The 13,246-nt window shown below is 73.4% G+C and carries 13 protein-coding genes; 6 read left to right on the top strand and 7 right to left on the bottom strand.

The window, feature by feature from the left end; translation table 11 throughout:
* Window positions 1-111: 111 nt before the first annotated feature.
* Window positions 112-471 carry an MmcQ/YjbR family DNA-binding protein gene (locus OG373_RS38670; protein WP_405443519.1) on the bottom strand — a complete coding sequence of 120 codons (360 nt, stop codon included), beginning with the start codon at window positions 469-471 and terminating at the stop codon, window positions 112-114.
* Between the two features lie 134 nt (window positions 472-605).
* On the opposite strand from OG373_RS38670, the gene OG373_RS38665 reads away from it, so the two are divergent.
* A complete protein-coding gene (locus OG373_RS38665) occupies window positions 606-2,744 on the top strand; it encodes a DUF4139 domain-containing protein (protein ID WP_405443518.1) in 2,139 nt (712 codons plus the stop codon).
* A gap of 8 nt (window positions 2,745-2,752) precedes the next feature.
* The gene (locus tag OG373_RS38660) at window positions 2,753-4,318 is read left to right on the top strand and encodes a mucoidy inhibitor MuiA family protein (protein WP_405443517.1); all 1,566 of its coding nucleotides are present in this window, start codon (window positions 2,753-2,755) and stop codon (window positions 4,316-4,318) included.
* On the opposite strand, the gene OG373_RS38655 is transcribed toward OG373_RS38660, so the two are convergent.
* Entirely contained in the window at window positions 4,305-4,997 is a 693-nt protein-coding gene (locus OG373_RS38655; RefSeq protein WP_405443516.1) for a TetR/AcrR family transcriptional regulator, read from the bottom strand. The two genes, OG373_RS38660 and OG373_RS38655, sit on opposite strands and share 14 nt — an antisense overlap.
* 165 nt (window positions 4,998-5,162) lie before the next feature.
* Between OG373_RS38655 and OG373_RS38650 the strand changes: the two genes are divergently transcribed.
* Window positions 5,163-6,197, top strand: coding sequence for a medium chain dehydrogenase/reductase family protein (locus OG373_RS38650; protein WP_405443515.1), 1,035 nt, complete (start codon window positions 5,163-5,165; stop codon window positions 6,195-6,197).
* A 17-nt stretch (window positions 6,198-6,214) separates the two neighbouring features.
* Here OG373_RS38650 and OG373_RS38645 read toward each other — a convergent pair whose 3' ends face one another.
* The gene (locus OG373_RS38645) at window positions 6,215-7,786 is read right to left on the bottom strand and encodes an alpha/beta hydrolase (protein ID WP_405443514.1); all 1,572 of its coding nucleotides are present in this window, start codon (window positions 7,784-7,786) and stop codon (window positions 6,215-6,217) included.
* 164 nt (window positions 7,787-7,950) lie between these two features.
* Between OG373_RS38645 and OG373_RS38640 the strand changes: the two genes are divergently transcribed.
* Complete coding sequence (locus tag OG373_RS38640) at window positions 7,951-9,018, top strand: PI-PLC domain-containing protein (protein WP_405443513.1); 1,068 nt, start codon at window positions 7,951-7,953, stop codon at window positions 9,016-9,018.
* Window positions 9,019-9,076: 58 nt separating this feature from the next.
* On the opposite strand, the gene OG373_RS38635 is transcribed toward OG373_RS38640, so the two are convergent.
* Window positions 9,077-9,358: a WhiB family transcriptional regulator gene (locus tag OG373_RS38635; RefSeq protein ID WP_397731700.1), complete on the bottom strand. Its 282-nt coding sequence runs from the start codon at window positions 9,356-9,358 to the stop codon at window positions 9,077-9,079.
* 56 nt (window positions 9,359-9,414) lie between these two features.
* Window positions 9,415-10,503, bottom strand: coding sequence for a mechanosensitive ion channel family protein (locus OG373_RS38630; RefSeq protein ID WP_405443512.1), 1,089 nt, complete (start codon window positions 10,501-10,503; stop codon window positions 9,415-9,417).
* Window positions 10,504-10,648: 145 nt separating this feature from the next.
* Between OG373_RS38630 and OG373_RS38625 the strand changes: the two genes are divergently transcribed.
* Window positions 10,649-11,131 (top strand): ATP-binding protein, encoded by a 483-nt coding sequence (locus OG373_RS38625; RefSeq protein WP_405443510.1) that lies wholly within the window; start codon window positions 10,649-10,651, stop codon window positions 11,129-11,131.
* Between the two features lie 57 nt (window positions 11,132-11,188).
* Here OG373_RS38625 and OG373_RS38620 read toward each other — a convergent pair whose 3' ends face one another.
* Window positions 11,189-12,124, bottom strand: a complete 936-nt coding sequence (locus OG373_RS38620; protein ID WP_405443509.1) for a SigB/SigF/SigG family RNA polymerase sigma factor — start codon at window positions 12,122-12,124, stop codon at window positions 11,189-11,191.
* Between the two features lie 171 nt (window positions 12,125-12,295).
* Between OG373_RS38620 and OG373_RS38615 the strand changes: the two genes are divergently transcribed.
* Entirely contained in the window at window positions 12,296-12,706 is a 411-nt protein-coding gene (locus OG373_RS38615; RefSeq protein ID WP_405443508.1) for a helix-turn-helix transcriptional regulator, read from the top strand.
* A gap of 15 nt (window positions 12,707-12,721) precedes the next feature.
* On the opposite strand, the gene OG373_RS38610 is transcribed toward OG373_RS38615, so the two are convergent.
* On the bottom strand, window positions 12,722-13,186 hold the full coding sequence (locus OG373_RS38610) for a hypothetical protein (RefSeq protein WP_405443507.1): 465 nt from the start codon (window positions 13,184-13,186) through the stop codon (window positions 12,722-12,724).
* Window positions 13,187-13,246: the final 60 nt, after the last annotated feature.

The raw sequence follows: 13,246 nt of genomic DNA, 5'->3' as shown, positions 1-13,246 counted from the left end.
ATGACCATGTTCCCCCCATATCCGCCGTCCCGTCCGCACCCGCCCGTCCCGGCGAGCCCGCGCGAGCGCATGTGGGGCCGCCCGGAGCCGACGGCTGGGTCGCGGCGGGCCTCAGGGCCGGGCCGGGGGCCCGAGCTCGGGGTGGTCCTGGAGCAGCCGGGGCGGGGCTGCCTGGTGCCAGGAGTCGATGACGATGGCGCGCAGCTCATCGACGTCGTCGAGCGCGGCGAGACGCGCCCGGACCCAGGCGAAGGAGGCCTCGTGGTCCGCCACCCAGAACTTCCCGGGCTCGGCGCGGACCAGTTCGTCGCGCTCCTCCTTGGGGCAGCGGACGGCCAACGAGGTCTCGTCGTCGGGCAGGGTCAGGAACATCTTCCCGGCGACCCGGAAGGTGGGCATGGCCCAGGCTTCCTTCTCGGTCGTCTCCGGGAGGGCGAGGGCGATTTCACGGGCTTCTTCGGACGTGCACACCCTCTGACCGTACGACAGGCCGCTGACAACCGGCCTGATCCCCACCTGATCCCCGAGAGACGGCCCGGACGCGGACGCGCGGGCCGCTCGGGCGTAGGCTTCGATCGGCACGCACACGGCGGGGGGCGGAGTACATGACGGCGAAGACGGCACCGAGGTGGGACTCGACCCTCGATTCGGTCGTGGTGTACGCGCAGGGCGCGCTCTGCCGCCGGCTGGTCCGGGGCACCGTGCCACCGGACGGGCGGGTACGCGTGACGGGACTGCCCCGGTCACTGGATCCCGCCTCGCTGCGGGCCGGTGTCCTGGGCGCCTCCGGAGTGCGCGTCACCGAAGCGCGGGTGGAGGTCGAGGCCGAGCCGCACGGCGCCGACGCACCCGGCGCGCTGCGGCGCGAGGTCGAGCGGCTGCGGGACGCCCACGCGGCGGCGCAGGGCCGCCGGAACCGGCAGTTGGGCCTGATCGAGGAGATCCGGGCCCTGCACCCGGTGCCGCCGGTCCCCAACCCCGAGGACCCGCACCGCCGCACCGCCGTCGACGCGTGGCTGGAGCTGGCCGACTTCGTCGACGGGCGGCTGACGGGACTGCACGCCCGCCTCGCCGAGTCGGAGGAGGAACTGCGCCTCGTCGAGCACGAGTTGGGCGTCGCCACGGACCGCCTCGCCCGGGCCTCCACCGACACACCGTCAGCGCACGTGGAGACCACGGTCTCCGCCCTCCTGACCCTCGACATCACCGATGGCGCGGAGGACGGGGGGGACGGTGCCGGGGAGGTCGAGCTGGAGCTGGAGTACGGAGTCCCGGGCGCCGTCTGGGTGCCGGCCTACCGGCTCACGCACCGTCAGGGGGACGGCGACGGCCGCCTGGTGCTGCGGGCCTCGGTGGCCCAGCGCACCGGGGAGGACTGGACCGGAGTGCACATCGCGCTGGCCACCGCCGACCTGCGGCGCCGTACCGACCTGCCGCGGCTCCGGTCGGTCCGGATCGGGCGCCGTCAGCCCGCCCCCGCGCCGTCCGGCTGGCGCGAGCCGCCGGCGGGCCTGGCCGACCTGTTCGCCGGGTTCGAGGCGGCCGGCCCCCGCCGCCCCGCCGCGACCGCCGCAGTACCCGCCGCCGTCAGGGTCGGCTCGGCGGCCGGTCCCGTACCGCCACCACCGCCGCCGCCCGCACCGGCAGTCGCGCCGGTACCGCAGAGCTACGCCGCTCCGCCGGCGCCCGGCGGCGCGTACGGCGCCTCCCCGGAGACCTTCGGGGGCGCCATGCCCGACTTCGCTCAGCCTGCCCCCGCACAGCCGGCCGCCGCACGCCCGGCCGCCCCCCGGTCGCGCGCCGGCGGCATGCCCTTCGCCGGCGCCCCGGCCGCGGCCCCCCAGGCACCGGCGGCACCCGGCCGGGCCGCGCCCCCGGCCCCCGCGGCACCGGAACCGGCGGCCGGGCCGCCGCAGCCCAGCGGCGCCGAGCTCGACTACGCCGCCCTGGTCCTGTGCGGCCCGGACGAGCCGGGCGGTCGCCGCGGCCGGCTGTTCCCCGACTCCCCCTTCGACCCGGTGGCGGCCGAACACCGCCGCCGCGCCGAGGCGGTGGGCAGGCTGCCGCTGCCCGGGCACGCCGTGCGGCCCCGCGAGTCGGCCGGCTCCTTCGACCACCGCTTCGATGCCGCCGCCCGCGCCGACATTCCCTCGGACGGCACCTGGCACACCGTCACCGTCGGCGAGATCCCGGTCGGTCTGCATACCGAGTACGTCTGCGTTCCGTCCGTGGAGCAGACCGTGTACGCGACGCTGGTGCTCTCCAACGCCACCGACCAGGCGCTGCTGGCCGGCCCGGTGGAGGTCACCGTCGACGACGAGTTCCTGCTGACCGCCGCCCTGCCGACGCTCGCCCCCGGCGGGGTGCGCCGGGTGGGCCTGGGGCCCGCCGAGGGCATCCGGGTCACCCGTCGTACGAACCTGCGCGAGTCCACCGCGGGCCTGCGCAACAACACCACCGTGCTCGATCACCAGGTCCACGTGGAACTGGCCAACCGGCTCGCCGGACCCGTCACCGTCGAGGTCCACGAGCGGGTGCCCGTCTCCTCCGAACCGGACGTCCGCGTCGAGGAACGCGCCACCTGGACCACCCCCGAGGCCGGCGCGGGGCCGGAACACCACGCGCCGGGCACCCGCGTCTGGCGGGTGGACCTGCCCGCGGGCGGGCAGATCGCCCTCGACGGCGGCTACGAGATCCGCATCCCGGCCGGCAAGGCCCTGGTCGGCGGCAACCGCAGGAGCTGACACCCATCATGACCACGGCCCCGAAGCCGATCGCCCTTCCCGTCACCGCCGTCACCTGCCTGGAGGACCGCGCCCACATCGAGCGCAGCGTCGTACTGGACCTGGCGGCCGGGGTCCAGCGGCTGCGGCTCGGCCCGGTCAGCGCGCTGGCCGTCGACCGCACCCTGCACGCCGAGCTGACCGCCGACGGGCCCGCCACCGTGCTCGACGTGCGCATCGTGCGCACCTGGCAACCGCGCGGACCGCTGCCGTCCGCCGAGGAGGACTCCGTCCTTCGCCTGCGCGTGCACGACCTCGAAGAGGAACAGCTCGCGCTGGGGCGGCAACGCGAGCGGCTGCACGCCCGCCTCGGCGTGCTCGGCCGGCTGGCGGCCGATCTGCTGCGGGAGATCGGTGAGGGCTCCGGCCGTGGTGAGAGCGACCGAGCGCGCTGGGCCCGCGAGATGGACCGGGTGGACGGCGAGCGGGATTCGTACGGGGAACAACTGCGCACCGTGGACACCCGGCTGGCCGCCCTCGCGGTCGAGCTCGGAGAGACCCGGCAGGCCATGAACCTGGCCGAGACGGAACCCGCCGAGCTGGTCGGCCATGTCGAGCTGACCGTGGAAACGGCGGCCGCCGGGCCCGTCCGGCTGCGCCTGAGCCACCTCAGCCCGTGCGCGCTGTGGCGGCCCGCCTACCGGGCCGTGCTCGACGGGGACTCGCTGACGCTGGAGACCGACGCGATGGTCTGGCAGCGCACGGGCGAGGACTGGTCCGACGTACGGCTGACCCTGTCGACGGCCCGGTCGGCGCTGGCCGCCGAGCCGCCGCGGCTGGGCGAGGACCGTCTCACGCTGGTCGATCGCACGGCGGCGGAGCGCCGCGCGGTCGACGTCGAGCTGCGCGAGGAGGAGATCGGGGACCTCGGTCCGGCGGCTCCCGTACTCGGCCTGCCCGGGGTGGACGACGGCGGGGAGGCACGTGTGCTGCACTCCCCCGTGCCGGTGTCCGTGCGCGGGGACGGCCGCGCCCACCGGGTGCCGCTGTCCGCCTTCACCACGGCCGCGGCCGGCGAGTACGCCTGCTCACCCGAGCTGTCGCCGCTGGTCACCCGGGTGGTGTCCTTCGACAACCGGTCCGGCCACGCGCTGCTCGCCGGTCCGGTCGACCTGGTCCGCGGCAGCGGATTCAGTGGCCGCGGCACGCTGGGGTTCGCCGCTCCGGGCGCTCCGGTCGAGCTCGCCTTCGGCAGCTGCGACGACCACCGGGTGGTCCGGGAGACCGAGGAGTCCCGGGACTCGGCCGGATTCACCCAGCGGACGGTGGTCACCCGCACGGTGCGGCTGCACCTGTCGCGTTTCTCCGCCCCCGGGAACGACGGCGAGCGGGTGGTCGTCCTCCGGGAGCGGATCCCGGTCTCGGAGGTCTCGGCGGTGGAGGTGCGCCTGCGCAAGGAGGCCTGCTCGCCGGCGCCGGACGGGGTCGATGCCGACGGCATCGTCCGCTGGGACGTCGCGCTCGCGCCGGGCGGCCGCCGGACGGTCACGCTGGTCTACGAGCTGTCGGCGAGCGCCAAGGTCACCGGGCTGTGAGCGGGTCGGACGTCACGATGCGGTCGACCTCGGCCTCGTAGAGCAGGGCCGGGTCCAGGCCCATGCCGGTGAAGTGGCCCGCCAGTTCCAGGGAGAGCACCCCGTGCAGGCGGCTCCAGAAGGTCAGGGCCAGGTGCAGCGCCGACGGCGGGGCGTCCGGGTGGCTCGCGGCCCACTCGCGGTGGTCCGCCAGGTGGCGGTCGAAGGGGTCCGGCTCCGCGCCCGGGGTCGGGGGCGCGGCGGCTCCGGCGGCGACGCAGGTCTCCAGCAGGACCGCCATCAGCTCCGTGGAGATCGCGGTGATGTCCTGCGGGGCGTGGTACCCGGGGACCGGGGTGCCGTAGATGAGGAAATAGCGGTGCGGGTCCTCCAGGGCCCAGTACCGCAGCACCCGCGCCAGCCCGGCGAGGCCGGGCCGGCCCGCTCCCCCGCCGTCGGCGGCGATGAAGGCGTCGGCGAGGCTGCGGTAGGCGTCGCGGATGAGCTCGGTGATCAGCTCGTCGCGATTGGCGAAGTACCGGTACAGCGCCGGTCCGCTCATGCCCATCTGCTTGGCGATCGCGTTGAGGGACAGCGCGGAGGCGCCGGAGCCGGCGATCTGCTGCCAGGCCTTTTCCTTCACCTCCTCGCGCACCTGCTGCCGGTAGCGCTCACGGGGAGTCCTGGTCGTTCCGGTCATGCCCGTCACCTCTCGCCGCCCGACATTCACCGTTAGAACCTATCACCATCGGCAACACCACTCGCGATCGAACAAACCCTTCCCTTGACATCCACGAGACAGCCATTCACTCTGGTTACAGCTTCTAACAAACGCGATAGATGCAAACCACCTCTGGAGGTCATGATGACGAACACCGTCGAGCGGGTCGAGATCGTTCTGCCGGGCAAGGTCGAACCGGAAGGCCTCCAGCTCCACCGCGGTCCCGTCCCGGCCCCGGCGGCCGGCCAGGTGGTCGTCGCCATGGAGGCGACGGGCGTGTCCTTCGCCGAGCAGCAGATGCGGCGCGGCCGCTACTACGACCAGCCGCCGTTCCCCTTCGTTCCCGGATACGACCTGGTCGGCACGGTGCTGGCGGTGGGCACGGGAGTGAGCTCGGCCCTGCTGGGCAAGCGGGTGGCCGCCCTGACGAAGACGGGCGGCTGGGCGAGCCACATCGCCCTCGCCGCCGCCGACGTGGTCGAGGTACCCGAGGGCGTCAGCGCGGTGGACGCGGAGACCGCGGTGGTCAATGGCATCACCGCCTGGCAGATGCTCCACCGCAAGGCCCGGGTGCGCGCCGGCCAGACCGTACTGGTCCACGGCGCCAACGGCGGCGTCGGCTCGATCCTGGTCCAGCTCGCACTGGCCGCGGGCGCCCACGTGATCGGCACCGCCTCCACCCGCCACCACGACGCGCTGCGCGCCCTCGGCGTGACCCCCATCGACTACCGGTCCGGCAACGTCGCCGCTCGGGTCCGGTCCCTCGCGCCCGGCGGGGTGGACGCGGTCTTCGACCACGTCGGCGGCGACGGCATCGTCGGCTCCTGGCGGCTGCTGGCGCCGGGCGGCACGCTCGTCTCCTACGGCAGCGCCGCCACCCGCGACGACGAGGGCTCCGGCGCGTGGCCGGTGCTCAGGCTGCTCGGCCGGGTGTGGGTGTGGAACGCACTGCCCAACGGCCGCCGCGCGTACTTCTTCAACGTGTGGGCCGGGCGCGCCTACGCGAAGGACCGCTTCCGGGCGCGCCTGCGTTCCGACCTCTCCCAGGTCTTCACCGCCCTGCAGCGCGGTGAGATCACGGCCAAGGTCGCGGCCGAGATCCCGCTGGCCCGCGCCGCCGAGGCGATGCGCCTCGCAGAGTCCGGCACGGTCGCCGGCAAGGTCGTCCTCGTCCCGTGACCCGACCGCAGGGCCGGTCAGGAGAAGGGGAGCCGGTCGGGTTGGCAGGTCGTGCCGGGCGGCGGGAGCGTGCCGTCGATGAAGTAGCGGCTCTCGTAGGTGTTGATGCAGGTGCTGGCGTTGTTGAAGAGTGCGGTGTGGCCGTACCCGTTGTTCGTGAGCAGGCGGGCGTCGGCCAGTTCCTCGGCCATGGCCTGGGCGTCCGAGTGGGGCGTCGAGGGGTCGTACGTGGTGCCGATGACCAGGACGGGGTGCGCCGTGGGCCTGTCCCACGGGCCGTCGTACCGGTTTGCGGCCCGGGCCGGCCAGGTGGCGCACGGCTCGCCGGACCAGGTCCAGTAGCGTCCGGCGTCACCCGCACGCTTGGCGCTGTCCTCTTCGAGACTGCGGTAGACGGCGGGATCGCTCGGGTTGGGGCTGTCGCCGCACCACACGGCTCCCGCCTGTTCCTCCCCCAGGTACGGACTCGGATTCGCGACCGGGGGCGGGGGCGGGTACTGGGGCGGCTTCGGGGTGCGGCCCTGCCAGAGGTCCTGGAGCCGGGCGGCGAGATCGGTCCAGCCCGGCCGGACGATGTACATGCCGCTGACCGTGTCGGCGACGGTGGCGGCGTACGTCCACGGGCCCACCGGGTGCTCGCGCAGGCGCTGCATCAGCTGGTCGAACTTGTCGCGGGTGGCCTGCGGGCTGCCGGCCGAGAAGGCGCAGCGGGCGGTGGTGGCGGATCCACAGAGCTCGAGGAACTTGTCGAGGGTCGCCGCCGCAGTGCGGTCCGAGCCCATCCGCAGGAGGGTCGTGGTCCGCGGTTCGCTCGGGGAGGCGTTGTTCGTCCACGCCAGCGGGTCGACGTTGCTGTCGAGGACCATGGCCCGGACCTTGTCGGGGAACAGGTTGGCGTAGGTGGCGCCCAGGATGGTGCCGTAGGAGACACCGAGGTAGTTGAGCTGCGGCTCCCCCACCGCCCGGCGGAGCAGGTCCAGGTCCTGCGCGGTGTCGGCGGTCGAGACGTGGCGCAGGAGGTCGGGGTCGCGCTTCTCGCAGCGGCGGCCGAGGTCCTCGTACGCGTCGATCCAGGTCGTGCGCTCCTTGTCACCCACCGGGAAGCCGACCGGCTTGTCGCCGCCCCAGGTCTTCGCCTCCTCGGGGCTGTCGAAGCAGTTCACCGCCGTGCTGTTGCCGATCCCCCGCGGGTCCCAGCTCACGATGTCGAAACGTTCCCGCAGTTCCTTGGGGAACGAGTCGTAGTTCTGCGGGACCTGCACCGTGCCGGGGCCGCCGGGGCCGCCCGGGTTGACGAAGAGGGTGCCCACGCGCTTCCCGGGGTCGCCCGCCGTGCGCCGGACCACCGCGAGGTCGATGGTGCGGCCGGCCGGATCGGCGTGGTCGAGCGGCACTGCGGCGGTGGCGCAGTCGTAGGGGCTGCCGGGTTTGCAGGGACTCCAGTCCAGCCGGGGGACGGTCGCCGAGGGGGACGGCTCCGCGTGGGCGGCGCCGAGTGGCGGCACGGTGAGCACCGACGAGCAGATCGCCGCCGTGACGAGGACCGCCGCGCAGCGGCGGCGGCCGGACATCGGGCCGGGTCCGGGCATTTTCGCCCTCCTCCGCCTCTTCGGCACACACCCCTGCTTCAACCAAACCGCAATCGGCCGCCGCGCGCGAGCCGGGGCCCGGGGATCGCCGGATCCGGGCCGTCTTCCGGCCGGTCGTGTCCGCAGGGCGGCGGAACGGCGGAGTGCGCGCTATCCTCCGCGCCATGATTGACATGGACATGCAGCGATCGCGGTCGCGGCGCAGCCTGCGCCTCCTGGTGTGCCTCCTCCTGCTGGCCCTGCTGGGTACGGCGACCGCGGCGGCCGCCGCACCCCGGGCCGGGGCGAACCCCGCCGGGGTCACGGCCGGTACCCGCACGGCCGGCGCGCCGGCCGGCGCCGCGGCCGCCCGCTGGGGCGACCGGCGGCTCGACGAGGTCGCCTTCCTCACCACCCACAACGCCTTCACCAACTACGAGGACTCGCGCTGGAGTTCGGTGAACCAGTCCGAGTCGGTCCGCGCCCAGCTCGACAACGGCGTCCGCGGCCTGAGCCTGGACACCCACTGGTACGAACGCAGCACCTGGCTGTGCGTCATCAGCTTCGGCAGCGACTGCTACCCGAGCGACGTGTACCTGTGCCACGGGGACTGCAAGACCTTCGCCGGAGCCACGTACGCCCTGCCGCGGCAGTCCTTCCACGGCACGATGCAGACCGTGGTGGACTTCCTCGCCGCCCATCCGCAGGAGGTCGTCACCGTCTTCCTGGAGGACTACGTCGGCGCCGACCAGCTGCAGCAGTCCCTCGGCCGGGTCAGGGGCCTGCAGGAGATGGTGTTCCGGCCCGACGAGTGGGGCGTACGGCAGCACGGCTGGCCGAAGGTGGCCGACCTCGTCACCGCGGGCAAGCGCCTGCTGATCTTCTCCGACCGGTCCGACCGCGAGCACCTGGGCGTGATGTACGACAAGTCCTGGACCGTGAGCAACTTCTGGAGCCTCGGCGACCTGGGCAACGACCTCACCTGCGTCAGCCGTTGGTCCGACGTGCCCCTGGACCGTCAGGAGCCGGGATTCCGGCGCCTGTTCACGATGAGCCACCACCGAAACGTGCCCACCGTCCTGACCGCGTCCCTGGACAACGGCAGCAAGCTGCGCAATCGCATCGCCGAGCAGTGCCGGACCGCCACCGGGGGCCGGGACCCGAACTTCGTCTCCGTCGACTTCCACCGCCTGTCGGACGGCAGCGGCCACACGCCCGCGTCGATCGTCGCGGAGCTGGGCGCGCGCCCCTGATCCGTGCGTCGGGCGCCGACCGGGTGGATCGCCGCGTACGCGCGGTTCGCCCGGTCGGTCAGCCGGCCCTGCGCGCGCCCAGCGCCCGCCGCTCGTCCTCGGTCAGGCCGCCCCACACGCCGTAGGGCTCCTGCACCCGCAGCGCGTGGCTCAGGCACTGCGCCCGCACCGGGCACCGCGCGCAGACCTCCTTGGCCTCCTGCTCGCGCATCGAGCGGTCCTCGCCCCGCTCCCCCGCCGGGTGGAAGAACCGGTCCGTGCCCAGCTCCCGGCACGCCGCTTCCTCCTGCCACTGCCACAGGTGCTCCGCACGGCCCGGCAGGCGTGCCACCTTCGACATGTCTCCACTCCTCTCGCCCCATGCACCTTGCGCATGTCCTCGGACTGGCTGCTCCCTCACGCGTCTGACCCGGGCGCCCGTTTCGAAACACCGTCCGCGTACGCCGGGGGATCGACGGCCGGGGAGGTGGAGACCCGCGGCAGGGCGTAGGGGTGCTTCTCCGCCAGCCAGGTGACCAGCTCCTCGCGCACCGTGCAGCGCGCCGTCCACAGGTCGTCGGGGTCCTTCGCCGTGACGATGGCCCGCACCACGATGGTGGAGGCGGTCGTGTCGGTGACGGACAGGTCCCACCCGCGGCCGTCCCACGCCTCGCAGCCGTCCAGGACCTCCTTGAGCTTTTCGCGCATCAGCGCCACGGGGGCGGTGTGGTCGCAGTGCAGGAACACCGTGCCGGTCATCTGGATCCCGCCGCGCGACCAGTTCTCGAACGGCCGCCCGGTGAAGTAGGAGACGGGCATGGTGATCCGGCGCTCGTCCCAGGTGCGCACGGCCAGGAAGGTGAGGGTGACCTCCTCGACCACGCCCCACTCACCGGCGACGACGACCGTGTCGCCGATGCGCACCATGTCGCCGAAGGCGATCTGGAAGCCCGCGAAGAGGTTGCCCAGGGTGGACTGGGCGGCGACGCCGGCGACGATGCCGATGATGCCCGCCGAGGCCAGCAGTGAAGTGCCGACGGCACGCAGGTCGGGGAAGGTCAGCAGCATCGCGGCGGCGGCCACCACGACGACCACGGCGGTGACGATCCTCATGATCAGCGTCACCTGGGTACGGACCCTGCGCAGGCGGGAGGGGTCGCGCGTGCCGAGCGCGTAGCGGGCGTACGAGGACTCGACCACGGCGGAGCTGACGAGGACGACGCACCACGCGCCCGCCCCGATCAGTACGAGCGTCAGGATCCGGCCCACGGCCGCCTCGTGATCGCGCAGTGGCTGCCACTCGATCTGCCGGTACACCCCGCGCAGCACCGCGGTGAAGAGCAGCACCCGGACCGAGGTACGGCAGCGCCGCAGCATGTCCCACAGTGGCGTCTCGGGATGACGGGCGGCCGCGCGCCGCAGCAGCAGGTCGGTGAGCCGGCTCACGACGAGGGTGAGCACGATCGAGCCGCCCAGGACGGCCGGCAGTCGCAGAAGGTTGTCCATGACTCCTCTGAGATGGGTCTCGGGAACGTAAGGGTCCGGGAGAGCGGGGATGGGGGTGACGGTGGGGGCGTCCGCTGCGCGAGCGTGGGTACAAGCGCACCACGACATAGCGGGACATCAGAGCCGAGGACGAGGTGAGGGCGTAGTGCGGACCATCGGAGCCGACACCGGCGAGCGCGCATCGGACGAAGCGCGGGGGCCGACGTTCCCCCAGCGCCGACGGCTCGCCCTGCGCGGCGCCCGCCGGCAGATCGCGCGGGGGCGCGCCTTCGCCCGCGAGGCGCTGGAGGACTGGGGGTGGGACGGTCGGACCACGTCCGAGGACGCGCTCCTGGTCGTGTCCGAACTCCTCACCAACGCCAATCTGCATGCCGACGGCTGCCACGAGCTCCTGCTCCGCGGCGGGGAGGCCTTCCGCGTCGAGGTGTACGACGGCCACGGCGACCTGCGGCGGCTGGCGCCCGGGACACCGCGGCTGCGCACTCCGGGTACTCCGGGCGGGTACGGCCTGCTGCTCGTCCGCAGGCTCGCCGACCGCTGGGGCGCCGAGACCATCGCGCAGGGCAAGGTCGTCTGGGCCGAGTTCGATGCCGATCGGCTGCGGTCGGGCCGGCCCGGGCGGGCCTGAACCGGCCCGACCGGCAGGGCCTCACCGGGTCGGTCGACCGGGACGCCCGCCCCCGGGTCAGTCCTGGAGCAGCTCCGCGCGCAGGGTGCCCAGGGTGCGGGTGAGCAGGCGGGACACCTGCATCTGGGAGAGGCCGATCTCCTCGCCGATCTCCGCCTGGGTCATCTCCTGGCCGAAGCGCAGCTCCAGGATGTGGGTGCAGCGCTCGTCCAGGTCGGCGAGCAGGGGCGCGAGCGCCTGCCGGTCCTCGACCGCCTCCAGGGCGGGGTCGATGTCGCCCATGGTCTCGGCGAGGCTGCGCGAGGCCCCTGCGGCCGTGGCCGCCTGGGTGGCGCCGGCCGCGTTGTCCTGGGGCACGTCGAGGGACTGGGTGGTGTAGCCGTTGGCCGCGACCAGACCCTGGCGGACCTCGTCCTCGGTGAGGTCCAGTCGCTCGGCGAGCTCCGCGGGGGTCGGCGCGCGGTCCGTCTCGGCGGTCAGCTCCTCCGTGGCCTTGGCGAGTTCCAGGCGCAGCTCCTGAAGGCGGCGCGGAACCCGTACGGCCCAGGTGGTGTCACGGAAGTGCCGCTTGATCTCGCCCGTGATGTACGGCAGGGCGAGTGTGGTGAGCTGCGTGTTCCGCTCGGGGTCGTAGCGGTCGATGGCCTTGATCAGGCCGATGATGCCGACCTGGATGATGTCCTCGTTCTCGGGTCCGCCGGGGCGGTCACGGAACGGGCGGGCGGCGAACTGCACCAGGGAGATGTTCATCTCGATGAGCGTGTTGCGCACGTACTGGTACTCGCGGGTGCCCTCTTCGAGGCTGTGCAGCCGTTCGAAGAAGACACGCGTCAGCTCCCGGGCATCGTGGGTCGACAGCTCCCGTGGGCAGGGCACGTCCGGCAGGCCGCCCGGTCCGGGGGCGTCTGCGGCACCTGCTGTTCCACCGGTGGTGGTGGTCGTCGTCGGGGTTGTCGTCGGGGTCATGGCCTCGGCCGTGGCCGTGAAGGTCATCGTCTTCGCTCCTTGGGCACGTGTGCTTGCGGTGCGTCTCGATAGCTCGGGTCGTGCGGAAGTCTGCCTCCGCTTCCCTGCACCTTGTCGGGGTCGAGGACAGACGTCAAGTAATACCGGAAAACCGGTTCTGGAATTGCTTTTCGTGAGTCATCCCTCAAGAATGACGGTGTGGAGAGCGAGCACACGGGTCACCGCCGCAACGGCTGGACCTTCCTGACGAACCACGCCCGGGTACTGATCGCCATCGCGCGCGACCCGGGCATCCGCCTGCGTGACATCGCGGTGGACTGCGGTCTCACCGAGCGCACCGTGCAGGCGATCGTCACCGACCTGCAGGCGGACGGGTACCTGACCAGGACCCGGGACGGCCGGCGCAACCGCTACGTGGTCGCGCCCGGCGCCCGCTTCCGGCACCCGGCGGAGGCCGGCCACGAGATCGCCGGCCTGCTGGCCTATCTGGCCGGCCCGCTGAGCACGCAGCCGACGGTGCCCACCGGCGAGGTGCGAGCCGGTGAAATGAGAGCCGGCGACGTGAGAAACGACACGCCCGACGACAGCGAGCCCCGCGCGGCGGTGTAGCCGCCCGGCGACGGGTCAGACCGTGTGCGGGCGGGCCCGGAAGTGGGCGCGCGCCTCGGGCAGGAACATCGGGACCACGGCGGCCGCGGCGAGCAGCTCCGGGAGGGCGGCCAGGGCCGGGCCGATGCCGGGCTGCGTCCCGCTCATGCCGAGGTCGGTGGCCAGGAACAGCAGACCGCCGCCGCCCGCGACACCGAGGACCGTACGGGCCCAGCCGCGGCCGGCCCTCATCCTGACCGCAACGGCCAGCCAGCCGGCCAGGACGACGAGCAGGACGCCGCCCGACAGAGCGAGCTGACGGGCGGCGGCGTCCGCTCCGGAGTGGGCCGTCAGTTCACCCAGGCCGGTGGGCTCGATCACGAACGCACCCAGCACCCAGTCCACGGCGGTCGCGGCGACGGCGGCGAGCGTGAGCCTCCACGCCGCCTCGATCCCCTTCGGGCGTACGCCCTCCGCCTCCCTGCCCGTGGTGCCGCTCATGCGCGTCTCCTTCGCCTACGCCGATGTCCCGTCCGTACGCCCTGAGAGAGGAAGAAGGAA

Source organism: Streptomyces avidinii, assembly GCF_045161815.1.
In the GTDB taxonomy this organism is placed as follows: Bacteria; Actinomycetota; Actinomycetes; order Streptomycetales; family Streptomycetaceae; genus Streptomyces; species Streptomyces avidinii.
Note: the sequence above shows the minus strand (reverse complement) of the source record. Positions and strands in the feature narration are given on the sequence as shown.

Bases quoted from the DNA above. Each gene is read 5' to 3' on its own strand.
- OG373_RS38635 (WP_397731700.1), bottom strand. From the start codon at position 9,358: ATGTCGAAGGTGGCACGCCTGCCGGGCCGTGCGGAGCACCTGTGGCAG.
- OG373_RS38655 (WP_405443516.1), bottom strand. From the start codon at position 4,997: ATGACCGGAACGACCAGGACTCCCCGTGAGCGCTACCGGCAGCAGGTG.
- OG373_RS38640 (WP_405443513.1), top strand. From the start codon at position 7,951: ATGATTGACATGGACATGCAGCGATCGCGGTCGCGGCGCAGCCTGCGC.
- OG373_RS38645 (WP_405443514.1), bottom strand. From the start codon at position 7,786: ATGCCCGGACCCGGCCCGATGTCCGGCCGCCGCCGCTGCGCGGCGGTC.
- OG373_RS38650 (WP_405443515.1), top strand. From the start codon at position 5,163: ATGACGAACACCGTCGAGCGGGTCGAGATCGTTCTGCCGGGCAAGGTC.
- OG373_RS38610 (WP_405443507.1), bottom strand. From the start codon at position 13,186: ATGAGCGGCACCACGGGCAGGGAGGCGGAGGGCGTACGCCCGAAGGGG.
- OG373_RS38660 (WP_405443517.1), top strand. From the start codon at position 2,753: ATGACCACGGCCCCGAAGCCGATCGCCCTTCCCGTCACCGCCGTCACC.
- OG373_RS38620 (WP_405443509.1), bottom strand. From the start codon at position 12,124: ATGACCTTCACGGCCACGGCCGAGGCCATGACCCCGACGACAACCCCG.
- OG373_RS38665 (WP_405443518.1), top strand. From the start codon at position 606: ATGACGGCGAAGACGGCACCGAGGTGGGACTCGACCCTCGATTCGGTC.
- OG373_RS38630 (WP_405443512.1), bottom strand. From the start codon at position 10,503: ATGGACAACCTTCTGCGACTGCCGGCCGTCCTGGGCGGCTCGATCGTG.